The organism is Thalassospira lohafexi (assembly GCF_002844275.1).
GTDB classification, from domain to species: Bacteria; Pseudomonadota; Alphaproteobacteria; order Rhodospirillales; family Thalassospiraceae; genus Thalassospira; species Thalassospira lohafexi.
On the sequence record NZ_NXGX01000010.1, the window covers coordinates 51,923 to 77,339 of the forward strand.

The 25,417-nt window shown below is 54.2% G+C and carries 23 protein-coding genes; 6 read left to right on the forward strand and 17 right to left on the reverse strand.

The features are described 5' to 3' along the window. Positions 1-65 precede the first annotated feature (65 nt). A complete protein-coding gene (locus COO92_RS19780; protein WP_101304689.1) occupies positions 66-1,262 on the reverse strand; it encodes a urate hydroxylase PuuD in 1,197 nt (398 codons plus the stop codon). A 296-nt stretch (positions 1,263-1,558) separates the two neighbouring features. On the opposite strand from COO92_RS19780, the gene COO92_RS19785 reads away from it, so the two are divergent. Beyond that, positions 1,559-2,470 carry a LysR family transcriptional regulator gene (locus tag COO92_RS19785; RefSeq protein WP_101304690.1) on the forward strand — a complete coding sequence of 304 codons (912 nt, stop codon included), beginning with the start codon at positions 1,559-1,561 and terminating at the stop codon, positions 2,468-2,470. Between the two features lie 91 nt (positions 2,471-2,561). Here the strand turns inward: COO92_RS19785 and COO92_RS19790 are convergent, their stop codons facing one another. The 3 genes from COO92_RS19790 to COO92_RS19800 form a co-directional block, all read right to left on the reverse strand. Further along, positions 2,562-3,599 carry a histone deacetylase family protein gene (locus tag COO92_RS19790; protein WP_022732599.1) on the reverse strand — a complete coding sequence of 346 codons (1,038 nt, stop codon included), beginning with the start codon at positions 3,597-3,599 and terminating at the stop codon, positions 2,562-2,564. A 90-nt stretch (positions 3,600-3,689) separates the two neighbouring features. After that, positions 3,690-4,859, reverse strand: a complete 1,170-nt coding sequence (locus COO92_RS19795; RefSeq protein WP_101304691.1) for a methyl-accepting chemotaxis protein — start codon at positions 4,857-4,859, stop codon at positions 3,690-3,692. Positions 4,860-4,882: 23 nt separating this feature from the next. Continuing rightward, a complete protein-coding gene (locus COO92_RS19800; protein ID WP_101304692.1) occupies positions 4,883-5,416 on the reverse strand; it encodes a PAS domain-containing protein in 534 nt (177 codons plus the stop codon). A gap of 330 nt (positions 5,417-5,746) precedes the next feature. Between COO92_RS19800 and COO92_RS19805 the strand changes: the two genes are divergently transcribed. Then, positions 5,747-6,091, forward strand: coding sequence for a hypothetical protein (locus COO92_RS19805; RefSeq protein WP_101304693.1), 345 nt, complete (start codon positions 5,747-5,749; stop codon positions 6,089-6,091). Between the two features lie 16 nt (positions 6,092-6,107). On the opposite strand, the gene COO92_RS19810 is transcribed toward COO92_RS19805, so the two are convergent. The 10 genes from COO92_RS19810 to uraH all read right to left on the reverse strand — a co-directional run bounded on the left by COO92_RS19810 (position 6,108) and on the right by uraH (position 17,958). Continuing rightward, a complete protein-coding gene (locus tag COO92_RS19810) occupies positions 6,108-7,028 on the reverse strand; it encodes a hypothetical protein (protein ID WP_101304694.1) in 921 nt (306 codons plus the stop codon). A 169-nt stretch (positions 7,029-7,197) separates the two neighbouring features. Further along, positions 7,198-8,283, reverse strand: a complete 1,086-nt coding sequence (locus tag COO92_RS19815) for a BMP family ABC transporter substrate-binding protein (protein ID WP_101304695.1) — start codon at positions 8,281-8,283, stop codon at positions 7,198-7,200. Between the two features lie 102 nt (positions 8,284-8,385). Continuing rightward, on the reverse strand, positions 8,386-9,306 hold the full coding sequence (locus COO92_RS19820) for an ABC transporter permease (protein WP_101304696.1): 921 nt from the start codon (positions 9,304-9,306) through the stop codon (positions 8,386-8,388). Next, positions 9,306-10,385, reverse strand: a complete 1,080-nt coding sequence (locus tag COO92_RS19825) for an ABC transporter permease (RefSeq protein WP_101304697.1) — start codon at positions 10,383-10,385, stop codon at positions 9,306-9,308. The genes COO92_RS19820 and COO92_RS19825 overlap by 1 nt, the downstream gene beginning before the upstream one ends. Further along, the gene (locus COO92_RS19830; RefSeq protein WP_165792414.1) at positions 10,372-11,979 is read right to left on the reverse strand and encodes an ABC transporter ATP-binding protein; all 1,608 of its coding nucleotides are present in this window, start codon (positions 11,977-11,979) and stop codon (positions 10,372-10,374) included. The genes COO92_RS19825 and COO92_RS19830 overlap by 14 nt, the downstream gene beginning before the upstream one ends. Before the next feature lie 88 nt (positions 11,980-12,067). Beyond that, the gene (locus COO92_RS19835; protein WP_206186446.1) at positions 12,068-12,544 is read right to left on the reverse strand and encodes a nucleoside deaminase; all 477 of its coding nucleotides are present in this window, start codon (positions 12,542-12,544) and stop codon (positions 12,068-12,070) included. A gap of 110 nt (positions 12,545-12,654) precedes the next feature. Beyond that, on the reverse strand, positions 12,655-13,707 hold the full coding sequence (gene xdhC, locus COO92_RS19840) for a xanthine dehydrogenase accessory protein XdhC (RefSeq protein WP_101304698.1): 1,053 nt from the start codon (positions 13,705-13,707) through the stop codon (positions 12,655-12,657). A gap of 3 nt (positions 13,708-13,710) precedes the next feature. Continuing rightward, a complete protein-coding gene (gene xdhB / locus COO92_RS19845; RefSeq protein WP_101304699.1) occupies positions 13,711-16,107 on the reverse strand; it encodes a xanthine dehydrogenase molybdopterin binding subunit in 2,397 nt (798 codons plus the stop codon). After that, positions 16,100-17,596, reverse strand: coding sequence for a xanthine dehydrogenase small subunit (xdhA, locus tag COO92_RS19850; RefSeq protein ID WP_206186447.1), 1,497 nt, complete (start codon positions 17,594-17,596; stop codon positions 16,100-16,102). The genes xdhB and xdhA overlap by 8 nt, the downstream gene beginning before the upstream one ends. Positions 17,597-17,604: 8 nt before the next feature. After that, positions 17,605-17,958 (reverse strand): hydroxyisourate hydrolase, encoded by a 354-nt coding sequence (gene uraH / locus COO92_RS19855; RefSeq protein ID WP_022732611.1) that lies wholly within the window; start codon positions 17,956-17,958, stop codon positions 17,605-17,607. A gap of 467 nt (positions 17,959-18,425) precedes the next feature. Between uraH and puuE the strand changes: the two genes are divergently transcribed. From puuE to COO92_RS19875, 4 genes are all read left to right on the forward strand, one after another. Then, a complete protein-coding gene (puuE, locus tag COO92_RS19860) occupies positions 18,426-19,340 on the forward strand; it encodes an allantoinase PuuE (RefSeq protein ID WP_022732612.1) in 915 nt (304 codons plus the stop codon). A 24-nt stretch (positions 19,341-19,364) separates the two neighbouring features. Next, positions 19,365-19,892 carry a 2-oxo-4-hydroxy-4-carboxy-5-ureidoimidazoline decarboxylase gene (gene uraD / locus COO92_RS19865; RefSeq protein ID WP_101304700.1) on the forward strand — a complete coding sequence of 176 codons (528 nt, stop codon included), beginning with the start codon at positions 19,365-19,367 and terminating at the stop codon, positions 19,890-19,892. A gap of 67 nt (positions 19,893-19,959) precedes the next feature. After that, positions 19,960-20,979, forward strand: a complete 1,020-nt coding sequence (gene alc / locus COO92_RS19870; protein ID WP_101304701.1) for an allantoicase — start codon at positions 19,960-19,962, stop codon at positions 20,977-20,979. A gap of 9 nt (positions 20,980-20,988) precedes the next feature. Next, positions 20,989-21,501 carry an ureidoglycolate lyase gene (locus COO92_RS19875; protein ID WP_240626532.1) on the forward strand — a complete coding sequence of 171 codons (513 nt, stop codon included), beginning with the start codon at positions 20,989-20,991 and terminating at the stop codon, positions 21,499-21,501. 80 nt (positions 21,502-21,581) lie between these two features. Here the strand turns inward: COO92_RS19875 and COO92_RS19880 are convergent, their stop codons facing one another. From COO92_RS19880 to COO92_RS19890, 3 genes are all read right to left on the reverse strand, one after another. Further along, positions 21,582-22,397, reverse strand: coding sequence for a delta-class carbonic anhydrase (locus COO92_RS19880; protein ID WP_240626533.1), 816 nt, complete (start codon positions 22,395-22,397; stop codon positions 21,582-21,584). Between the two features lie 323 nt (positions 22,398-22,720). Continuing rightward, positions 22,721-23,533 carry a hypothetical protein gene (locus tag COO92_RS19885; protein WP_101304703.1) on the reverse strand — a complete coding sequence of 271 codons (813 nt, stop codon included), beginning with the start codon at positions 23,531-23,533 and terminating at the stop codon, positions 22,721-22,723. Positions 23,534-23,605: 72 nt separating this feature from the next. Further along, positions 23,606-25,327 carry a DUF4153 domain-containing protein gene (locus COO92_RS19890; RefSeq protein WP_165792412.1) on the reverse strand — a complete coding sequence of 574 codons (1,722 nt, stop codon included), beginning with the start codon at positions 25,325-25,327 and terminating at the stop codon, positions 23,606-23,608. Positions 25,328-25,417 lie beyond the last annotated feature (90 nt).

Consider the following 25,417-nt stretch of genomic DNA (forward strand, 5'->3'; position numbering starts at 1 on the left):
GTCAACGCAAAAGGGCGGCCGCATCATGCGACCGCCCTTTATTATGTTGAGGCAAATTTGACGGTCTATTCCGGCATGCCCGCACGTATCCACTGGCCAAGCTGGGCACGTTCTTCGTCGGTCATTTCCGTGATATTGCCAAGCGGCATCGCCCGGCCAATCACGGCCTGTGCCAGCACACGCTGGGCATTGGCTTCGATCTGGGCCAAATCATCAAACATCACACCCGCCGGGGCTTCATCGAACCCTTCGTCGCGCGGGTTTTGCGAATGACACGCCGTGCAGCGGGTTTGCACAATCGCCAACGCATGATCAGCGGTGATGATGTCTTCATCCGCAAGCTTGACCGCATTGGGGTCATAGGATGCAAACATCGCCAAAACCGCCATACCAACACCGGCTGCTGGAAGTTGCCAGACAATTGCCTTACCCGTCCCGCCCGCATTGCGCGTGTTAAAGAAATGGCGCACCAGACCACCGATGATCAGGATCAACCCGACAATCAGCCATGACTGATCATGGGAAAACAGCATCGAATAATGGTTGCTGATCATCATCAGCAACACCGGCAGGGTCAGATAGTTATTATGGGTCGAACGTTGCTTGGCCTGTAGCCCCAATGCCGGATCAGGCTTTTCCCCGGCCATCAGGCTGGCAACGACCTTTTTCTGATTGGGAATGATGATGCGAAACACATTGGCGGCCATGATCGTACCAATCATCGCCCCGACATGGATAAAGGCCCCACGCCCACTAAACACATGGGTAAAGAAATAAGCCGCCACCATAATCAGAATAAACAGGGCGACCGCAAGCTTACCCGTACTTTTGCCAATCGCACTTTTGCACAGGATGTCATAGATCACCCACCCGGCAAACAGGCTGCCCAACCCAATCAGGATCGCATCCATCTTGGTCAGCGCCAGAACACTTGGGTCGATCAAATAGCTTTCGGCACTCCAGTAATACATGGTCACCAAAAGCGCAAAACCGGTCAGCCAGGTAAAGTAAGCCTCATACTTAAACCAATGCAGGTCGGCTGGCATGGATTTGGGCGCAACCATCCATTTATTGACGTGATAAAACCCGCCGCCATGCACCATCCATGCTTCGCCGTAGACACCCTCATCCATGTCTGGCCGCTTGCGCAAACTCAAATCCAGCCAGACAAAATAGAACGAAGACCCGATCCAGGCGATGCCCGTAATCAGATGCGCCCAGCGCAGGATCAAATTGATCCAGTCCTGAAACAGAATATCCACGGCGTTAGAAACCTCCGTCTCGCCCAAGGCAGATGACAATCACGTCACACTTGGGCTGCCCCTCTTTTGGGAATGATACCAGCGCCGCTTGTCCCCACGCCGACCAAGAATCATTCCAATCACTCTCTTATCCAGTCCTACCATAGGCGTCAGAGCACCTCTATTATTAACGCCCCGAGCATAATCGAAATGACTTTCAAACTATTCTTTAAAATGGCACAGTGGGCGCCACCAAATTGAACAAACAGCAAGAATAAACGCCACAAGCCACGACCAGATCAGGAGCATCCCGCACCATGTCCGACTTTGAGGACATCCAGATTTTTGTCCGCGTTGCCGAACTTGGTAACCTTTCTGCTGCCGGGCGCGAATTGCGTCATTCGGCCGCCGTCGTGTCAAACCGCATCGCGCGCCTTGAAGAACGCCTTGGCGTTCGCTTGCTCAACCGCACAACGCGCCGGGTTAATCTGACCACGGAGGGCGATGTTTATTACCGGCACTGCCTGCGCATCTTATCGGAAATGCAGGAGGCCGAAAATGCCATCGCCAATCAAAAAAACACCACACGCGGCCCGGTAACGCTGACCTGCCCAATTGCATTTGGCAACAAATATGTCGTGCCGATCATTCCGAAGTTTGTTGAAAAAAACCCGGATGTGCAAATCCGCCTGCACCTGTCAGACCGGCTTTTGGACTTGTTGCAAGACAAGGTCGACCTTGCCATTCGCATTGCCGAGCTTAAGGAAAGCTCGCTCATCGTTCGCAAACTGGCGGCCAACAAACGCATGCTGGTGGCAAGCCCGGCTTATCTTGAAAAGCACGGCACACCAAATGTCCCCGGCGATCTTTTGCATCACAATTGCCTGTTGCTGCGCTTCCCCGGATCGCAACAATATCAATGGACGCTGGTCGGCCCGAATGACGAAGGCGCGGCCACGCTGGCGGTTTCGGGCTCCATGGATTCTGATAACGGCGAAGTCCTGACCCGCTGGTGTCTGGACGGCCATGGCATTGCGCTTAAATCACACTGGGAAGTCGGTGCTCATATCCGCGATGGCCGCCTGAAGGTCGTGCTGCCCGACTATCAACCGCCATCACATGCGGTCTATGCGCTGTATCCGGAAAACCGCTATCTGCCAACACGCGTGCGCGCCTTTGTCGATTTTCTGGTTGGTGAATTTGGCGGCACACCACCTTGGGACCGTTGAACACGTTGGCCTGATCCAGCCCATCCAAAATGAAAATGCCCCGGCACGAAGCACGGGGCATTTTCATTTCAAGCCACATCTAATCACGTGATCAGCGTTTGGCTTCATTCAGATATCCACTGAGAACCGCCGCCACATTATGCCCGATCACGTCATGGGCGTAGCCGCCTTCCATGGCAAACACGGTTTTAAGGCCCAAGCGCCCGATCATTTGACCGATGCGTTTGAAATCATCGGTCTGGAGTTTGAAATCACAAATCGGTTCAGCTTCGTGGGCATCAACACCCAGTGCAATCACCAACGCATCGGGTTGCCATGTCACAAGCTTTTGCATGGCCTTGGCATAACCCTGCCCCCATGCGCCAAAATCACTGCCACCGGGAAGCGGAATATTAAGGTTCGCCCCCTGTCCGTCATTACGTCCAGTTTCATTGGCATAGCCCATGAAGAACGGGAACTGATGGGTCGGGTCGGCATGGAGTGAGATGGTCAGAACATCACCACGTTGATAGAAAATATCCTGCGCGCCATTGCCATGATGGTAATCAATATCAAGGATCGCGACCTTTTTCGCCCCCTTGGAAATCATCCTCTGGGCTGCAATGGCGCAATTATTCAAGAAACAATACCCGCCATAGCGGTTGGCATGGGCATGATGACCTGGTGGACGGGTCAGAGCAAAGGATGCCTCGCCGTCATGCCACGTCGCATCAGCAGCAGACGTAACAGTCTGCGCGCCCCAGTAGGCCGCTTTCCACGTGCCTTGCGTGATCGGGGTATCTGATGAAATGGCAAACTGCCCCAGACGCGCACTAATGTGTTCGGGTTTGCCGCCAGAAAACCCTGCACTCGGCCAGACATAGGGGAACGCATCGCCCTTGTTACCCGCCTTGGCCCATGCGCCCCAGGCGTTTTCGATGAAATCAAGGTAATCGGCGTCGTGGATGGCACGGATCGGATCCATGCCGTGATCAGCCGGATCAACAAGCTGCGCCTGTACCGCATGTGCGACCGCATCACGGATGATGGGAATGCGCCGGGCATTTTCAAAACAGGGCACCATGCGCCCGTGGTGCATTTCGCCAGCACCGTCATGGGCATCGTGGCGGGCATTAAAGAAAACACGCACGGCACAGTTCTCCTGTGAGAAGGGCAAGGAAAGAGCATCACTAAGGATGCTCCAGGATCATCACCCTACCCCGATATGTTTAGAAAACGGTTATTTCTTGGCGGTATAGAGCAGCTTTTCAATCGTATCGAGGAACCCGCCCAGCTTATTGCGCAGATTTTCCGACTGTGTCGCCAGACGGCTGGCCATTTCGCGCGTGGTATCGGCGGCGTCGCCAGTACGGCTGGCCATGTCGGAAACAACCGTGATGTTATCGGTAACTTCCTGTGCGCCGCTTGATGCCTGTTCGACATTGCGGGTGATGTTTGACGACAGGCTGGCTTGGGTTTCAACATTGCCCGAAATCATGTCCGAGCGCGCGGCCAGATCATCAATCACACCGGCAATTTCACGGATCGACCCGACCGACTGTTCAATCGCGGTTTGAATATCCTGCACTTTTTCTTCGATGCTTTCGGTGGCCTTACTGGTCTGATTGGCAAGACCTTTGACCTCATTGGCAACCACGGCAAACCCTTTGCCCGCCTCGCCCGCACGCGCAGCCTCGATGGTCGCATTCAGGGCCAGAAGGTTGGTCTGAGCCGCAATATCACGGATAAAGCTGACAACTTCGACAATTTCACCGGCAGCCGCTTCAAGCTGACCAATCCGACCATCGGTTTCCTGCGCCAGACCATTGGCACGATGGGCAATTTCAACCGATTCACGGGCCTGATCGGACACTTCGCGGATTGACTGGTTCAGTTCTTCAGATGCCTGCGACACCTCGGTCACGTTGCTGGCGGTCTGACGCGCTGCGGCGGCTACCGTGGTCGAACGTGCACTGGTTTCATGGGCAATCGAATTGGCATCGCCCGATGCCTCGGACAAGGCCGAGGCTGCACTGGCAATTTCGTCAACAACGTCAAACGAACCGCTTTTGAAATCATCAAGGATGGATGCAAAGCCCGACAGTTTTTCTTCAATCGATGCGGTCGCTGCATTGATGCGTTTTGCCGATGACAGATATTCACCAACAAGGCCGGTTTCGACAATCCGACGATAATACCGGTTTTCCGAAACGGCCCCCATCGATGCGGCACTTTCGCGCAAGAACGCATCATTACGGTCGATCAATCGGTTGATCGCGATAAACAATTCGCGCATCTCCGAATGACTGTCGACATTGGTGATGCGCGCTTCGTAATCACCTTCGGCTGCGGCCAGAACCACATCCAGTGCCTTTTTAATACCTGATTTGGAACCACCAAATAGCGCCATTGCGAACCTCGAACCTCTTGGTCTTAAAGACTTTGGATGAATTTATCGTATGCCATACCGGCATCGGAAAGCTTTTGCGCAAGAACCTTGGATGCGGCCGTCATACCGTCCTTACGGTTGGCCGTACTGTCCTCGATCTTGCGCAGCTCCGCATAAAGCGGAATGATCGTTTCCTTAAGAATCTTAGGGTCGGCAACCCGGCGATTGGAATGATAGCCAATCACCTTGTGCGCGGCATCAAATGTCGGGGTGATATGGGCATAGACCCAGTAATGATCACCCTTTTTACCCATATTCACGACATAGGCAAAAATCTCGTGCCCGGCGGCAATTTCATCCCACAGCATTTTAAAAATGCAACGCGGCATATCGGGGTGACGGATAAGCGAATGGGGCTGACCAAGGACTTCCTTTTCACTGAAGTCGGCCAAGCTCAAAAACAGTTCGTTGGCATAGGTGATCCGACCTTTAAGATCGGTCTTGCTGACAATCAGTTCTTCTGGTTTGAAATGGCGTTCCTTGCCGGACGGCTGAACACCTGAACGCTTTTCACTCAACCTTCAATACCCCGTTTATATTCTTCTTTCCCTGCAATTAAGACGTGCAGGGAATTTTGACTGTCCGATTATCATGTAACCTTAATTCAGCGAAGAAAAAATGTAAATTTATCTTATATTTCAGTCCCTAAGCCCGCCCGCAAAAATAAGACCAATTCAAATACTTAACCTCTTTCACAAATGGGCGATTTGGTCGGATTTCCCGACACTGGAAAGCTCAAATTCTTCTAATCGCCCCAACAACGAACGCCCCGAAAAGGATTGATACATCCCTGCGTGCAATGTTCATGTATCATTGCCGCATCAGGCAGGGTTTGTCTTGGGGGATACATGCAACAAGACCTTCGTAATTTTCCGTTCCGCGTTGTCATTCACGAAAAGCAGTCTGCGCAAAACGTTTTGGACTGGCTTGATAAAAATATCCGCAGTGATCGCTGGACCATGGGCATTCGCAACATCGAAATCCCTCGGTCCGGGCAATCTGCACCGTTCGTTGATATGGTGATCTATTTTGCCCGCCGGGATGACATGGATCTGTTTCGCGAACGTTGGGCAGGAAAAACCCGTGAACATAAGGTCAAACTGCGTGGGCTGCGGGCCGCCTTGTATGCGTTACGCCATCCAAAAACCGAAATGGTGGCCTATGAAAATACTTACCCACCCAAATCAAAATAAGTTCGGAATCCCATATCTACGGGAAGAACTTTACGTAAATAAGTTTAGAAACATCATAAAGAGCAGGGTAGAGGAAAATAGCTAGTATCGCTGTTAACGCTGCTCGATGAAGCCGTGGGCCTACTCTGCTTTTTTGATAAAATTCAGTAGGTGGAAAAACCCATCGGAGGTACTGGAAACAGAACCTTGCCGCTATAATTGAAACAAGCAGAATCCATATCCCGATCAACACATCAAGTAATACAGACCCTCCAGTAAAATCACTGACGTGATGGTCGATATTGAAGAACTTGATCGAGTAAAAAATGAGCGGCAAAAATATCAAATACAAAAAATTGTCGTACACGACTGGAAGATGAACAATCGGCTGAAATCTTTTTTTAGACTCAAAAAACTCTTTTAGTTTCATTTCCACCCATACAACAAATCCCTCATCTCTTCCGTAAACGTTCACAACGGTTCTATTATTTGTAGCTGACGATGGAATATGGCTCAGGTCCATCAACATGGATGGTCTTTGAAAGTCTATGAATATGCCAATACAATTTAAAGGCTCTTGCTTAACTACATTCTTACAATGGGAGAAATTGGAAAAGAATACGCTACTTATTTTTTTGGGAATAATCTTGCTATCAATTAAGGTCGAATAAGTACCAATTACGTTATTGTCATTCTCCTCCACAAACTGATAATCAAGCAACATAAGAGAGTTGACAACTTCCTCCGGGTTCTTCTCATCGGGGTTTTTCTTCAAAGCCGCTATTTCAATTTCCTTTGCCCTGTCATTGAGAGCACTTAGAATCTCTGACAACTCACACAAGTCATCGACAGAAAGAACCAAGTTTCTTGGAAAGAGGTTGCGACGGAACTGTGGCACAGCAAAATCAGTTGAGCCGCTTTTACCTGAAACTGATTCTATCTGGTCCTCGGCTACCAATTCATTTTCCGCGCATTTTTCGACCAATGATTCAACCTAATGCTAGAATGTTGGGTAATTGAACGCAGCCTATCTGAAACAAGCCACCAAGACAAAGAAAAGCCCCGCGCAAATTAATGCACGGGGCCTTGTCATTTAACCGATCCGGTTGTTGGATCGGCAATCTCGATTATTTCGGCAATTCAGCGTCGATGCCTTTGATGTACCAGTCCATGCCAAGAAGCATGCCATCGTCAGCGTTTTCACCGTCCTTGACGCGCAACTCGCCAGCCTGATCATAGATCGGGCCTGCGAACGGGTGGATTTCACCCGATGCAATTTTGGCTTCGGTTTCTTCGGCCAATGCTTTTACGTCATCAGGCATGTTGGTGAACGGTGCCATGTGAACCATGTCGGCCTTGATCCCACCCCAGGTATCATCAGCCTTCCAAGTGCCGTCCATTACCGCCTGAACACGCTCGATATAATAATCATCCCAGCGGTCAACGATTGCACTAAGCTGTGCCTTGGGCGCAAATTTGATCATGTCGGATGCCTGACCAAAGCCAAGAACACCGCGGTTTTCAGCAACCTGAAGCGGTGCCGGGCTATCGGTGTGCTGAACCATGATGTCTGCACCCTGATCGATCAGGGCCTTGGCAGCGTCGCCTTCCTTGCCCGGATCATACCAGCTGTTGACCCAGACGATTTTAACTTTCACATCCGGGTTCACCGACCATGCACCGAGCATGAACGAGTTGATACCACGCACAACTTCGGGGATCGGGAACGAACCGACATACCCGATGGTGTTGCTTTTGGTCATTTTACCGGCGATCACACCAGCAACATAACGGCCTTCATAGAAACGAGCGGCATAGGTCGCCGAATTCTCAGCCCGCTTGAACCCGGTCGCATGTTCGAATTTCACATCCGGGAACTGCTTGGCCACCTTAATCGTCGGATTCATGAAGCCGAACGAGGTCGTAAAGATCAGATCATTACCGGTCTGCGCCAGCTGACGGATCACACGTTCCGCATCAGCACCTTCAGCAACATTTTCAACATAGGTGGTTTTCACCTTGTTACCGAATTTTTCATCGACAGCCTTACGTCCCTGATCATGCTGATAGGAATAGCCGAAATCGCCGACCGGTCCGACATAAACGAAACCGACCTTGAGCGGATCGTCTGCCTGTGCAGCCCCCATGCCAAGTGCCATCGCACCGACCGTCGCAAGCGCTGCGGCAGTGCGTTTAAAAATACGTGACTTCATACGGTTGTCTCCCTTTGAACCATCCAGACAGGATTATACCTGATCCCTTGTGCAATCAACATTGCGCGCAAATTAACGCGCCTCCCTCTTATATCGCCAGCGTTATTGCGCCGGTCGGAACGCCTTGCCAATACAGGCCGGCGCATTCAATCTGATCTTTGTATAGTCGCTGGAAATAATCACCAGCACAATCACCGTCGCCAGATAGGGCAACATCGACATAAATTGCGACGGTACATTAACACCGGCACTTTGGGCGTGAAGCTGTAAAACCGAAATACACCCAAACATATAGGCCCCTGCCAGCAACCTTCCCGGACGCCATGTGGCAAACACCACCAGCGCCAGCGCAATCCAGCCCCGTCCCGCTGTCATGTTTTCGGCCCACATCGGGGTATAGGATAGCGACAGATAAGCCCCACCCAAACCCGACATTGCGCCGCCAAACAACGTCGCCATGTAGCGAATGCGGATCACCCGATAGCCAATGGCGTGGGCGGAATCATGGGAATCACCCACCGCCTTTAAAATCAGTCCGGCCCGGGTTCTGGTCAAAAACCAGCCAGTGGCAATCACAATCGCGATCGAGGCATAGACAAGAAAATCCTGCGAAAACAGGATCGGGCCAATCACCGGAATCGTACTGATCACCGGAATCGAAAGCGACGGCAGCGGATCAAGAGGAAACCCAACAAAGCCCGATCCGACAAGGGCTGAAAATCCGACCCCAAAAATTGTCAGTGCCAGCCCCGTCGCCACCTGATTGGCCATCAGCGTCAGGGTCAAAAACGCAAAGATCAGTGACATCAGCATCCCGGCAACAATCGCCGCCAGAATGCCCAAAATCGCCGAGCCACTAGACACCGTCACAGCAAAGCCAGAGATAGCCCCAACCAGCATCATGCCTTCGACGCCAAGGTTCAACACCCCGGATTTCTCGGTAATCAATTCACCAGTCGCCGCCAGCAACAGCGGGGTCGAGGCGGTAATCACGGTCAAGATCAGAGGAACAATCCAATCCATTATACAGCCCCCCCTTTGGTGGCAACCGATCCAACCCGGATACGGTACTTGGTCAAAACATCACAGGCCAGCAGGAAGAAAAGTAAAATCCCCTGAAATAAACCGGTCACGGCACTGGGCAACCCCAGCGAAATTTGCGCCAGCTCACCGCCAAGATAGGTCAACGCCATGATCAGCCCGGCAAACAGCACACCAACCGGATGCAACCGCCCCAAAAAGGCAACAATGATCGCGGTAAAGCCATATCCGGGCGAAATGGACGGTTGGAGCTGCCCAATCGGACCGGCAACCTCAAACAAACCTGCCAAACCCGAAAGCCCGCCGCTCAACAGCAGGGTAAACCAGACCATGCGTTTTTGACGGAACCCGACATGGCGGGCGGCCTGCGGGGCCTTGCCAACCACACGTAACTGGAACCCGATCAAGGATTTTGACAGCAACAACCACCCGGCAATCACCACAAACACGGCAATCGCAGTGCCCAGATGAACGCGCGTGCCGTCATAAATGATCGGCAACAGTCCGGCATCGGGGAATGGGCGCGATTCCGGGAAGTTAAATCCTTCGGGATTACGCCACGGACCATGCACCAGATAACTTAAAAACAGGGTCGCAACATAGGTCAGCATCAGGCTGGTCAGGATTTCATTGGCGTTAAAGCGCGTGCGCAACAGGGCAGGAATAGCGCCCCATAGCGCCCCGCCAATTGCGCCAAACACCAGCATGGCCGGCAGCAAAAACACGCTTTGACTGTCATAGAAATAAAGGGCCAGCCCCCCGCCAAAGATCGCCCCCATGGTCAGTTGCCCTTCGGCACCAATGTTCCAAACATTTGCCCGGAACCCCATGGCAAGACCGACCGCAATAATCACAAGCGGTGTGGCTTTCACAAACAGTTCGGACACGCCGTAACTGTCGCTGATCGGCAGGATAAAGAAGGTATAAAGCGCCTCAAGCGGGTTTTTGCCCATAAAGGCAAAAATGATCCCGCCGACAATCAGCGTCATGACAATTGCCAGAACCGGCGACAGATACACCATCGCCTGTGAATGTGAACGGCGGGGTTCAAGCCTGATCAACGCGGCCTCCTGTGCTTAACGTGCCGTTCGCCGGGGTCGCGTCACCATCCAGATCATGGAGCCCCCCCATCAACAGACCAATTTCTTCGATGCTGACATCGGCCATCGGACGCGGCTTGGACAATTTGCCTTCCGCCATCACAACAACAGAGTCACAGATCGCGAAAATCTCGTCGAGATCCTGCGAAATCACCAGAACCGCCGTACCCTTGGCCGCCAGATCAAGCAACGCCTGATGAATGGCAGTGGCCGCCCCGGCATCAACCCCCCAGGTCGGCTGGGAAATCACCAGCACACCGGGGTCTTGCAGGATTTCACGCCCGACGATGAATTTTTGAAGGTTCCCGCCCGAAAGCGATCCGGCATCGGCCGCGGCCCCGGTGGTCCGGACATCAAACGTCTTGATGATGGTATCGGCAAAGGACCTCGTCGGGACTTCGCGGATCAAACCACGTGCCGTCAAGGCCATCCGGCGAAATGCCGTCAGGAACCCGTTTTCTGCCAAACTCATATCAGGAATGGCACCATGCCCGTTGCGTTCTTCGGGAACAAACGTCGCCCCCAGACGACGGCGGCGACGCGGCCCGAAATGCGCGACCGATGTGCCATCAATCTTGATGTTATCGGGGGCGGCAAACTGTTCGGTTTCCCCGGCCAGCGCCTGAAACAACTCGTTCTGACCGTTCCCGGCAACCCCGGCAACGCCGAGGATTTCACCGCCACGCACGGTCAGATTGACGTCTTTCAGGTCGGTGCCGAACTGTTCTTCGCTGGCCAGTGACAAATTGCTGACCTCAAGACGAACATCTCCAAAGGTCCGGTCATTGCCCCTGTCCGGTGCGGTCAGTTTCTGACCGATCATCATTTCGGCCATCGATTTTGCGGTTTCTTCCCGCGGGTCACAGCCACCCACGACCTTGCCACCGCGCAACACAGTCGCCTTCTGACACAGCGCTTTGACCTCATGCAGCTTGTGACTGATATACAGGATCGCACAGCCCTCATCAGCCAGTCGGCGCAGCGTTTCAAACAGCTTTTCGACTTCTTGCGGGGTCAGAACCGAGGTCGGCTCATCCAAAATCAGCAATTTGGGATTTTGCAGCAAACAGCGCACGATTTCGATGCGCTGACGTTCGCCCACCGACAGGGTGTAAACATGGCGGTCCGGATCAAGCGGCAGGCCATAGGTCTTTTCGACCTCGACCACCTGCTTGCGCAGCACCTCCATGTCGCGCACGTCATTCATCGCAAGGGCAATGTTTTCAAGCACCGTCATGGTTTCAAACAGCGAGAAATGCTGGAACACCAGACCGACACCCATTTCACGCGCATCATGCGGGCTGTGAATGGTCACAGGCTTGCCGTCCCAAAGAACCTCGCCCTGATCGGCCTGCAAGACACCGTAAATGATTTTCACAAGCGTACTTTTGCCAGCCCCATTTTCCCCAAGCAGCGCATGGATCTCGCCCGGTTCGATACGGAAACTGATATCGTCATTGGCCAGACAGCCCGGAAAGGCCTTGGTCACACCGCGCACTTCAAGTTGCGCGTGACCTGCCCCCGTCATGGCTTCTGCCCCGGCATCACCGGTCATTGACGTCACTGCTACCACCCCTATTTAGCAATATGATTTTGCACACCATCGGCGGTTTTACCGCATTCTGTGCTGCAATCAAACGGTCTCAATATGCGATCTTGTCGGTTTTGGTATCCCATGCGGCGAAAACCTCGCGCGCTTCGGGCACATCGACATGTTCAATGGGCAAGGACCGGTCATTGATCGGCTTTGCCACTTCATCATACAGGAACTGATCATCAAAACCGATGGCGGCGGCATCATCGCGGCCATTGGCATAATAGATCTTGTCAAGACGGGCCCAATAGATCGCCGAAAGACACATCGGGCAGGGTTCGCAACTGGTGTAAATCTCACACCCGGCAAGGTCAAAACTGCCAAGTTTTTCGCACGCCGCACGAATGGCGCTGACCTCGGCATGCGCGGTTGGATCGTTTGTCGATGTGACATTGTTCCATCCTTCGGCAATCACTTCGCCATTGCGCACAATGATTGCCCCGAACGGTCCACCACATCCCTCGTCCATTTTTTGCCGGGACAAATCCACGGCATGGCGCATATGGCCCTTTTTGGCATCACACACTGCCAGTTCTCCTTTGCGAAACCCTTGATCTGGCAAACCAGATCACCTGATCAGGCCGTCATTAACGCGGCCCTTTATCATTAAAAACACCTTCAATGAAGGTCGTAAAATCAACCCGCCCCGTCTGATGCGGTTTTAATCGGCTGATTTTGCGCCATCTGTGCTTCGCGCACAGACAGCAATTGCACGGCAACTGACGCCGCAATCACGGCCGGCTGTTTGCCGGTAATCCCACCAACGCCAATCGGGCAGGTCAAACGATCAATCGCCGCTGCGCTTAAACCCCGATCGGTAAGCCGCCGGATAAAACGTGCGCGTTTCGTCTGACTGCCAATCATGCCGACAAAGCCAAGATCACCGCGCACCAAAGCCGCCCGACAGATGTCAAAATCAAGCGCGTGGTTGTGGGTCAGGATCAGAACATGCGCACCAGCTGGAATATCGGCGACTTCATCTTGCGGTTTATCACTGTGACACACCTGAAGTTTCGCCCCGCTCAGTCCAGTCAGATAGTCCTCACGCGGATCGACAAGATGAATGTCAAACGGCAAGGGTGCCAAGGCATTTACCAGTGCCGTGCCCACATGCCCGGCCCCGAAAATCCACACCGGTGTCGCCGCGTCATCCAGACGCAAACACAGCATATCCACCCCGTTATGGCTCACCATCCCGCCACGCAATGCACCAAAGGTCCGCATCAACACCGCAGATTGTTCGGCATCGGCCACGCCGAGGTGATTGTCGCTGGTCGGCAGCATGATCCAGTGACCATCCTTATGCCCGCCACCGCTAACAAGCTGCTTGAAGGCGTTTGAAAGTATGGTCTTTTGCGACGGCCCAAGCAGATGAAGCCCGACCTCAACCGATCCACCACAACATTGGCCCAAGCCCGGCCCCAGCGGGAACCGCACGATTTCCGAATTGGCGATATCAGGGATGTTAGCGCTAACATCCTCTGCTGCGGCAAATGCATCGCGCACGCGGCGCGTCACCTGATGTTCAAGATTACCGCCGCCAATCGTACCGGAAATGCCGTCAGGCCCGATCAGCATGAAGGCACCGGCTTCACGCGGGGTTGATCCACGAATGGCCGCAACACTGACCAGCATCACCGGCCCCGGTGACGACAGCAGATCAATATGCACACCATGCGACAGGGTCATGCCTTATTCCCCCGCCGCGGGCATGGATTGCCCGACATTTTGCATCATCCGCTTGGCCACATCGGCGACTGCATACAAAACCGCCTCGGGCGTTGCCGGGGTATTAAGTTGCGGGATCACCTTATGATCGGCGACCGAGGCAATCGCATCGGCAATTGCGCGATGAACCGAAATCGCCAACATCAACGGCGGCTCTCCAACCGCCTTGGACCGGTGAATGGTTTTTTCAACGTTGCGTCCCGATGACCACAATTCCATGCGGAAATCTTCTGGTCGATCTGAACAGGCCGGGATTTTATAGGTTGATGGCGCGTGGGTGCGCAGATTGCCCTTATCATCCCACCAAAGTTCCTCGGTGGTCAGCCACCCCATGCCTTGAATAAAGCCACCTTCGATCTGCCCACGGTCAATCGCCGGATTAAGCGACCGCCCGACATCATGAATGATATCCACCCGCGTGACCTTGTTTTCGCCAGTCAGGGTATCGATCAAAACTTCCGAGCACGCCATGCCATAGGCAAAATAATAAAACGGTCGGCCTGATGCGTTTTCGCGGTCGTAATGGATTTTCGGCGTCGCGTAATAACCCGTAGCCGACAATGACACCCGTGCGAGATAGGCCTGCTTGATCACATCGGCAAAGCTCAGCTCCGCCTGATCACCGACAATCACCTTACCGGGCACAAACCGCACCGCCGCCTCGGCCACACCGTATTTTTCCGCCACAAACGTGATCAGTCGGTTTTTGATCGTCATCGCCGCATCTCGGGCCGCCATGCCGTTCATATCCGCCCCGCTTGAAGCGGCAGTCGCCGATGTATTGGGCACTTTGCCGGTATTGGTCGCGGTGATCTTGATCTGATCAAGGTCGATCTGGAATTCTTCGGCCACGACCTGGGCGACCTTGATAAAAAGCCCCTGCCCCATTTCCGTCCCGCCATGGTTCAAATGCACCGACCCGTCCTGATAAACATGGATCAACGCCCCTGCCTGGTTCAGGAATGACGTGGTAAAGGAAATGCCAAACTTGACCGGGGTTAACGACAGCCCCTTTTTCAAAACCGGGCTTTGCGCGTTAAACGCCTCAACCTCCGCCCGGCGTTTGCGATAATCGCTGGCCGCCAGAATATCATCGGTCAGATCACCCAGAACATTGTCTTCGACCACCATGTGATAGGGCGTCGTATTGCGATCATCAGTCCCGTAATAATTGGCAATCCGCACATCCAGCGGATCGCGGCCAATGGTCATCGCAATTTCATCAATGATGCGTTCAATCGCCACCATGCCCTGTGGCCCACCAAACCCGCGAAAGGCGGTATTGGACACCAGATTGGTTTTACAGCGGTACGATCTGATTTCAACATCGCCAAGGTAATAGGCATTGTCGGTATGGAACATCGCCCGGTCAGCAATCGCAGCCGACAAATCGGCCGAAAAACCGCAATTGGCGGCATATTGGATATCAAGCCCGCAAATCCGCCCGTCATCGTCAAAGCCGACATCATAATCGACAATGAAATCATGACGCTTGCCGGTCATGACCATATCGTCATCCCGATCCAGCCGGAATTTCGCCGGTCGTCCGGTTTTCACCGCCACAATCGCGGCCAGTGCCGCCCATTGCGATGCCTGCGTTTCCTTGCCGCCAAACCCACCGCCCATACGCCGTACTTCGACCGTTACCGCATTGGCCGGACGGCCCAGCACATTGGCGATATTGTGCTGCACTTCAGACGGATGCTGGGTTGAGCAATGCAGCAACACATCACCGTCTTCCTGCGGGATGGCAAACGTGATTTGCCCTTCCAGATAAAAGTGATCCTGCCCGCCAATTTCCATTCGGGCCGACCGGCGGTGTTTGGCTTTGGCCAATGCCGACGCAGCATCCCCCTGTTTCATCACATGCGGCGGGGCGACAAAAAGCTGCTTTTCAAGGGCTTCATCCACCGACAAAACCGCAGGCAATTCTTCGTATTCGATATCCGCCAGTTTTGCGGCGGCACGGGCCTGTGCGCGGGTTTCGGCCGCCACACAAAACACCGGCTGACCATAAAACTGCACCAATCCGTCGGGCAAAACCGGCTCATCATGGGTATGGGCCGGGGACACGTCATTAACACCGGGCACGTCATCGGCGGTCAAAACACAGACCACACCGGGTGCTGAACGGACCTTGGACAAATCCATTTTGGTGATTTTGCCATGTGCAATGGTCGCGGCACCGGGGGCCATATGCAACGTGCCGAATGGCTCGATAATGTCATCAATATAAACCGCTTCGCCCGCGACATGTTTCGGGCCGCTATCATGCTTGGACGCGGTGCGCACCCCACCCGACAGTCCAGCAGTTGGGGCAATAAGATCATCGGTTTGGCTGTTTGCAATCTGATCAGACAAGGGCTGCCTCCTTCCCAACAAGGCGGGTGGCAATATCGGGCGCGCTGGTTTCGATAAACAGCTTGGTCAAAAGGTTCTGCGCGACCAGCATGCGGTATTCCTTCGATGCCCGCATATCGGTCATCGGCGCAAAATCACTGGCAAGGGCAAGCTGTGCCGCACTGAGGCTGGCCTCATTCCAGTCCTGCCCGATCAGGGCCGCCTCGCATTTCTTGGCCCGCATCGGGGTGCCCGCCATGCCACCAAAGGCGGCCCGGAATTCCGCCACCTTGCCATCCGCAACCCGGATCGCAAAGGCCCCCAGAACCGCCGTGATATCCTGATCAAAACGTTTAGAAATTTTATAGGCCTTAAATGTCATGCCCGATGCCGGTTTGGGCACAATCACGCTTTGCACAAACTCGCCGGGCATCCGGTCCTGTTTGCCATAACTGACAAAGAATTCTTCCAACGGCACGTCGCGCGTTACATCGCCCATGCGAAGGACAATTTTCGCCCCCAGCGCAATCAGGGCCGGCGGCATGTCACCAATCGGTGATCCGTTGGCGATATTACCACCGACAGTTCCGGCATTGCGGATTTGCCGCGATCCGATACGTCGGACCAGCTCGCCCACATCGGCCGCCACCCGGCCCAGCGCATCATGCGCGCGGCTATAGGTCACTCCGGCCCCGATGGTCACGGACGTCTCGGTTTCGCTCACCGATTTCAGATCAGCAACGTCACCAATGTAAATGATCGGATCCAGCCGTTTGAGCATCTTGGTCACCCAAAGCCCAACATCGGTTCCGCCCGCCAACACGGTCGCATCAGGATGCGAAACCAAAAGGGCGGCTAGTTCATCAGATGTGCGCGGCGCGTAATAGCGGCCAGCAGCATGTTCCACCGCCAAAGTCCCGCCATCCTTGACCATATTGGTCAAACGGATCGCAAGATCAGTCCGGCGTTTTTGTTCAGCTGTATCATTGGCGGCAACACCGCCAGCATTCCGCGCCGCCTCGATAATCGGGCCATAGCCGGTACACCGGCACAGGTTCCCGGCCAGTGCATCATTGATCGCCCCCCGATCCTCCTCGCCACCATCCAGCCACAGCTGATACAGGCTCATGACAAAACCGGGTGTGCAGAAACCACATTGCGATCCATGGGTCTCGACCATCGCCTGCTGCACTGGGTGCAGGCTGCCGTCCTTGGATTTCAGGTGTTCGACCGTTAAAAGCTGTTTGCCATCAAGGGTCGGGACAAACTGGATACAGGCGTTCACCGTGCGATAGGCCATGCCCTCATCGCCATTTGGCTCACCAATAATGACGGTGCAGGCCCCGCAATCCCCCTCCGCACAGCCTTCTTTCGTACCTGATTTGCGTTCTTCAAGACGCAGGTAATCAAGAACCGTCATCTGCGGATCAATATTGCGCAGGCTGCGTTCTTCGTCCCCCAAAAGGAAACGGATGTCAGGGCGCAGAGTGATGTCGGTGTGTTGCGTCATGCCCGGCCTCAGCTTCCGCGATAGGTCGAATAGCCGAATGGCGACAGCAAAAGCGGCACATGATAGTGCGACTGCCCGTCTGAAATGCCAAACCGGATGACAACCTGATCAAGGAACTTCGGGTCAGGAAGCTCTGTGCCACAGGCGTCAAAATAATCGCCCGCATGGAAAACCATCTGATACTTACCGGGCTTGAATGAGGCCCCGTCGAGCATCGGTGCATCGGTCCGACCATCAACATTGGTCACCGCCTCGGCGACAAGGTCATCATGGCCATTGCCAAAACGATGCAGCTCAATCCGGATACCGCCCGCCGGGCAGCCTTTTGCCGTGTCGAGTACATGCGTCGTCAGTCGTCCCATGGCGGGCCTCCCTCTCTCAAACTCTTATATGGTGGTCGATCGCTTCTCCCCAGGTCGGCATTCTATTTGGTGATTTTGTGCCGTACCAATTTTGAGCGATGTTCTTTTAAGCCCTTCCCGTTTAGGGCAATTTTCAAAAGGGTCGCATTACGACCCGTTCTCGGAAAGAGGCGATAAAGTGAAACTATATCAATAATTCTTTGAAAAACGAATTCCGTCACTTCGTGCAGAATGGTACGAAACAATGGTCAAAAGCCCAAGGGCCAAGACATAACGACCACAAAAACGTGGCAAACCGCTGATCCCGTCCAGGAACATTATCAAAGTCGTCTTGATAGTGCGGCGCTACAGCAACGGAGTTCTTCCTTGCTGCACTGCGACCTATGGTTAATGCTATACCCATAGATGCTACACCAAACATCCCGGCAGACAAAGCAAGGGATACAAAGAAGGCAGGAGAGGCAGAAATGAGCGACCAGAATTATGCGCGCGATCTGATTGGCTATGGCGATACCCCGCCCAAGGCCAACTGGCCGAATAAGGCCCGCGTCGCGGTTCAGTTCGTCCTGAACTATGAGGAAGGTGGCGAAAACTGCATCCTGCATGGCGATAAGGCGTCCGAGGCGTTTCTGTCGGAAATCGTTGGCGCGGACATGCGCGAAGGTGTCCGCCACATGAGCATGGAGTCGATCTATGAATACGGATCGCGTGTTGGTGTCTGGCGGATACTGAACCTATTTCGTGAACGCCAAATCCCGATCACGGTCTTTGCCGTTGCCATGGCGCTGGCGCGCAACCCCAAGGTTGGCGAAACCGCAATGAAGGATGGCCACGAAATTTGCTCGCACGGCTATCGCTGGATTGATTACCAATATCTGTCCGAAGACGTCGAACGCGACCATCTTCATAAGGCGATTGAGATTATCAAAGGCATCACCGGCGAACGCCCGCTGGGGTGGTACACCGGGCGCACCAGCCCCAATACACGCCGCTTGGTCGCCGAAGAAGGCGGGTTCCTCTATGATGCGGATGATTACAGCGATGAACTCCCGTTCTGGAGCACCCAGACCGAAACCCCGCATCTGATCGTGCCTTACACGCTTGATGCCAATGACATGCGCTTTGCCGCCATGCAGGGGTTTAATTCCGGCGAACAGTATTTCCAGTACCTCAAAGACAGCTTTGACACGCTGTATGAAGAAGGGGCCGAAACGCCGCGCATGCTGTCCATCGGGTTGCATTGCCGCTTGGTTGGCCGTCCGGGCCGTTTTGCCGCGCTCAAACGTTTTGTCGATTATGTCCAAAGCCACGACAATGTCTGGTTTGCCCGCCGCATTGATATCGCACGCCATTGGCGCGAACATCACCCGTTTGGCGGCTAAGAAAACAAAAAAGTAAAGGTCACCATGACAAGTACCACACCATCTCTTTTTGAAACCCGCCCGCCCAGCACATTGGCCGAAAGCGCCTTTGTCTCGCGCTATGGCTGGGTCTATGAACATTCGCCGTGGGTCGCCCATAAATTGTATGAGCGCGGCATTACCAGCGCGCTTGATACCCCCACAGCCCTTGCCGATGCGATGGCTGCCGTGGTCAATGGCGCGGTTGATGACGATAAGCTATCCTTGCTGCGCGCTCATCCCGATCTGGCCGGAAAACTGGCCTTGGCCGATTTGACCGCCTCCTCACAAAGCGAGCAAAAAGGGGCCGGGCTTGATCAATGCAGCCCCAATGAACTGGCCCGCTTTACCGAGCTTAATGACGCCTATAAGCAAAAATTTGGCTTCCCGTTTATCTTTGCCGTAAAGGGTTTTGACCGCGCCGATATTCTGGCCGCCTTTGAACGCCGCGTAAAAAACGATGCTGAGGCCGAGTTTAACGAGGCCATTGGTCAGGTCCATCGCATCGCCAAGCTGCGGCTTGAAGATCTATAAGCATAAAAATATCCGCGCGATCATGCCCGGACCGAATAACAAACGATAAAATCAGGAATGAACTGTTATGAGCCATACTGAAAACCATGATGCACCGGAATTTACACGGCGCTTTGTTAATCTGGCCGATGAACGTCTGGGCGCAGAAGCCATTTTCGCGACCGATGATTTCTTTGCCGACAAACAGCGCATGCTGCAATCGGGCGACGCCATTTTCTATCCCGACCGATATGACGATAACGGCAAATGGATGGATGGCTGGGAAAGCCGCCGCAAACGCGTCGAAGGCCACGATTACTGTGTTGTCCGGCTGGCAACATCGGGCCGCATTCACGGGGTGGATATCGACACCAGCCACTTTACCGGCAACTTCCCGCCTGCAGGCTCACTCGAAGGCTGCTATTGCCCGGCGGGCGATCCGGGTGACGATGCCACATGGACGGAAATTGTCGCCCCCATGGGCCTTGGGGCCAGCGCGCATCACTATGCCGATGTGACCTCGGACGCCATTTACACCCATGTCCGCCTGCACATCTATCCCGATGGTGGGGTGGCACGCCTGCGCGTCTATGGCCGCCCGAACCGTGACTGGACCGACATGGCCGCCCGCGGCGAACAGGTTGATCTGGCCTCCATGATCAATGGTGGTGTTGTCGTTGGCTGGTCTGATTCCCATTACGGCAACCCGAATGCCATTTTGTCCCCCGGTCGTGGGGTTAATATGGGTGATGGTTGGGAAACCCGCCGCAGGCGCGAACCGGGCAATGAATGGCTGATCATTGAGCTTGGCAATCCGGGCGAGATTGAAAAAATCATCGTCGATACTTGCCACTTCAAGGGCAACTATCCCGACCGCGTTTCCATTCAGGGCGCATATGTGGATGGGGAAAAGGACAAGTCGCTGACCGCACGTTCGATGTTCTGGTCGACCATCCTGCCCGAAAGCAAAATGCAGGCCGATCATATCCACGAATTTGATGCATCAGCCCTGACCATCAGTGGCCCGGTCACGCATTTGCGGGTCAATTCGATCCCCGATGGCGGTATTAGCCGTTTGCGCATTCTTGGCAAACCGACCAGCAAATAGGGCGGATGCATGTCGATGAAACTTAAGGTCGAACCGCTCACAGCGGATGCCTTTGCCCCATTTGGCGAGGTCATTTCAACCGCCACTGCGCGCGACACTTACAAAATCAATCTGGGCACCACCACCCGGTTTCACGACATCTCGCGCGTCGATGTCGGGGATCAGGGTGGCCAGCCTATCATCAGCATTTTTCGCGGCACGCCACGCGCCAAGCCGATTGAAATCAAAATGATGGAACGTCACCCGCTCGGATCGCAGGCTTTCATGCCTTTGGCCGGTCAGAAATTCCTGATCGTGGTGGCATCGGGTACGGATACCCCGACACCAGACACCCTACGCGCGTTTATCTCGGACGGCACACAGGGGGTGACTTACGCCAAAAACGTCTGGCATCATCCGCTGTTGGTCCTTGAACCCGACAGTGATTTTCTGGTTGTGGATCGCAGTGGACCGGGGGAAAACCTCAACGAAGTCGATCTGCCACTGGTGAATGGCGCGGTTATTACGCTCGATTGGGTGTAATGCATATCTTTGCGGCCCGCCGGGCACTTACAGCATGGCGCATAAATACAAACGATGATATCCGCCATAAGAATGTACGATCAGTTGATTTGCGATAACAAGTCCGGGTTCGTTACAAGGTTTCGCACACCATGGGCGTGATCTTCCTTGAACGGGTTATCTTTTAACCACGCATCGACCGATACGATGTTTAACTTAACGACATCGGGACGCACACTCCAGGTCACCTGAAACGGCGAACCTTTTTCGTTATAGCCTGGACCTGTGGTTGACCCGCCATACACAACCGGCTCACCCAGATCGGCGGGCAGGTTGGGCACTTGGTTCAGCCCGTTGATCTCTTCGATATGAGCCATCTTGGTGAAGTCTGCTCCGCCCTGCGACACCAGTACGGCAACAACTGCCTCAACGCGAAGCTGTGGATTACCTGTCGCATCGCTCAGACAAGTGCCAAGGCCATTGCCAAGGGTCGCTTGCGCGGTCGAATATACGAAGTGAATTTCGATGGTATCGCCCGGCTCAAGGTCGCCATGCTCGCTGCCCCCGACTGTCATGGGAATAGGGGCAAGTTCGGCTTCAGCCAGCACACCATCGTACTTGAAACCAGTGCCATACCCGTGTCCATCACCATTGCCGGCAAAGGTCGTAAACAGGCCACCTTTATGCTCGGCATTCTCATGGAAATGAATGTCACATAGTGCCATTTTATTCACGACCGGTGCCGTATTGAACGCACGGTGGTTGGCACCGGCAGGCGCATTAATGTCACGCGGCGACTGCGGGCCATACCCCTTGCCGTTAGTGGCAGCCGCCAAAGCACTGCGCTGCTCGGCAATGATCTGGTCCGAAACCGCATGTTCATCGGATGCCGCAAAGACACAAGAAGAAACAAACATGGCCGTAACGCTTGTCCAAAAGAACGTTTTAAACATTTTCTTTCCCCAGAAAATAACGCCAAATTGGACGAGGATCGCGATACGCCCTCCTATTTATAACACCAAACCCGACGTCGCCGATTAGAAATCCGCGCACCCTTCTCTGACCAATGGCATCTGGCTCCAATTCGGCAGGTCAGTCATGTCATCGCACCACACGCCATTATCCTCGTTTTGACATCCTGCGCATGGCGATGCGTCCAGCCCAAAAATTCAAACGACCGCAAAAGACAAAATCTCACTGTCGATCAGAACACCATCACAATCAAAAATGATGTTGGGAATCATTGCGCCGGGGCTTGCTGACCATTCGATGCCCCGCCCAGATCAAGTGCGAGCAACCGTTTCTGGATGGTTTGTGACAGCACCGGGCTGGGATCGGCCTGCATCGCACGTTGATAGGCCGCGCGCGCCATATCGGTTTTACCCATCGCAAGCGCATTATCAGCAAAATGCGCAAGGTGCTCAGCCGTCGGCATTGCCTTATTAACCGCAACAAACACGTCTTCGGCCTCGGCGTAGCGTTCCTGTTTGTACAGGATCAAGCCATAGGTATCGAGTGCACCGGGATCATCCGGGGCGACTTGCAGCGCCTGCTTGGAAAGATGCTCGGCTTCCTTAAGGTTCTCGCCGCGCACCGCATAATGAAACGCCAGCCAGTTGGCCGCCCCCATATTGCCCTGACGGGCCGCCTGATAGGCTTCTGCGGTCATGGTATCGCGGTACGATGAAATCACCCCTTCGATGGTTTGCTGATCCAGCCCATCGACCCACGTTAAACCAACCCGCACCGCCTTGCAGCCCTGCCCGCCCTGATCCTGACAAAGTGCAACGGCCTCTTCGACCGCGCCCAGAACGGTGGCCGACGGACCCGCCGCATATTCCTTGCCCGCGTCATCACGCGACAGCGCCTTAAAATCAATCATCGCCCGGTATCGGTCATCGACCTTGGCCTGTGTCGGTGCCGCCATCATGTCCTGCGGTTCCCAGTTCGAACTGGTATCCCCACAGGCCGCAAGGCCAAGCAGCATGGCAACCGCCACAAACGGGCGCATGGATCGAATGTTAAGGGGACGAAAATCAGGCACGGCAGTCATTCCCTGTGTTGATGAAAAAAGCCAGACGTATCATAGCGCAAATCGGTTTTTCAGACATTAACAGCATGGTTTTTACCGGGTTTGGCGCCATCGTTGCCCACCGATCTTAAGGTCGGAATAACGCGGCGCAATCACATCAACCGCCCCGGCTTCCAAATCGCGTTGCATCTGGGCCCGGTCTCTGTCGTTGGGATCAAGCTGCAAGGTCGCAACCGACACCCATTCACTGTCTTCGGCCGCATACCGATAGACCGGGGCGTAATCTTCATCGATGAAAAACACGGCTTCTTCGCGGCCATCGCCATCAAGATCAATCAGTAAAATCGAACACAGGTTCACCCCGGTATCATCCCGGCAAAACCGGCGATAAAATTCAAGCGGCCCGGTCAGAAGCTCATCGACAAGATCACTGGGCACTTTATGGGTTTCGGGAAAGATCGGAATGCGATCAGCCGCAATCATATCGCCCCGGTCATTGGGATTGCGGTCACGCAAAGCAGTCAGATCGGGCATGGCATCTGGATAGCTTGCCGTAAATTTGGCAATGGCCGCGATGCCAGGGTCGCCTAATCGGGTGGCCATAAAGGACAGATCATTCAGCGTGCGGGTTGACAGTTCAGAAGAGGATGCTTCGGCCCCAAGCTTCTCCGTCAGGCGGGCCTCCTGACTGCGGGCCGACATGGTCACAGGATCAAGCAACGGCAGATGCACGATAAACGCCGTTACCGCCAGACAGATCGCGATATGGCCAAATGTCGCGCGCAGGGCATTGGGGGCTGATTGGCGACGGCCAAAGGCCGCAACCGATAGCCAAATGGTCGCAAACAGCACAAACAGTGCTGCCCAAATGCCATAGGTCCGCGACGGTGTAAGGCCGTAATCGGCCACCCGAAGCCAGATGGTATAGATCGCAATCGCGGCAAAAACCGGTGCCATCCACAAGGTCACCCGAAATATGCGATCACCAATCTTGCCAAACAGGGTCGATGCCTCACCGGCCTGAACCGCCCCGAACAACAAGTAACTAAGCCCCGCGGCGGCGGCCATCACCGTCCACCACACACCAAAGTCCTGCGCAATCAGGATTTCCCAGCCGCCAAACACGGCAACGGCCAAAAACACCAACAGCCCACAAGCCTGAATGGGATAGAGCACACGGAACATCACGCCAATGACTTGTCGCACCGGGATCAAAAGATTGGCTTTTTCCTGCGCAATCAAAACACCCGTCGCAAACGCAACCCCCGACAAGGGGGCGCCAATATATCCTTCGGCAATGAAGTCCCAAATCTGATAAAGCCCGACCAGCTCAAGCAGGGCGGTCAGCGCATATAAAAGCGGCCAAAGAATACCAATCGCCAAAAGCCCGAAGGCCAGCGAAAGCTTGATCGACCAGATTTCCGGCACCAGGGCGGCACGGTCGCGATGGTTTGGCAAAACCGTTGTTTGCGGGCGGGCCCATATCCGCCAGGCCGCCACCGCAATACCAACCCAAATCGCCTGACAGGCCAAAAGCCCGGTTGTTGGAATATCGGTCACAAAATCAAACCCGACAAACACCTGAAAGCTTAAAACCTGAAGGGCGGCAAGACCCGCAACGCCAAGGGTAAAAAGCACATCATCGCGCAGGTTGCGCACGCCAACCGCAAACCAGCTACAAAAGGCAAGGCTTGCGACAAATGTCATCAGACTTGTCAGGGCGTATTCATCCAACGGCGCGTAGCTGCTTAGATACCAGAACGCCAATCCATATGCCGCCCCGCTCAGCGGAAACATCCAGTGCCTGTTGTTCATTGATGTACTCATGCTTGTGCCTAGGGTCTGAACCCACATGCGGTCTTATCGCCGCGAAGTTTGCATTAGAACAGAAAAAGCCGCCAGGAT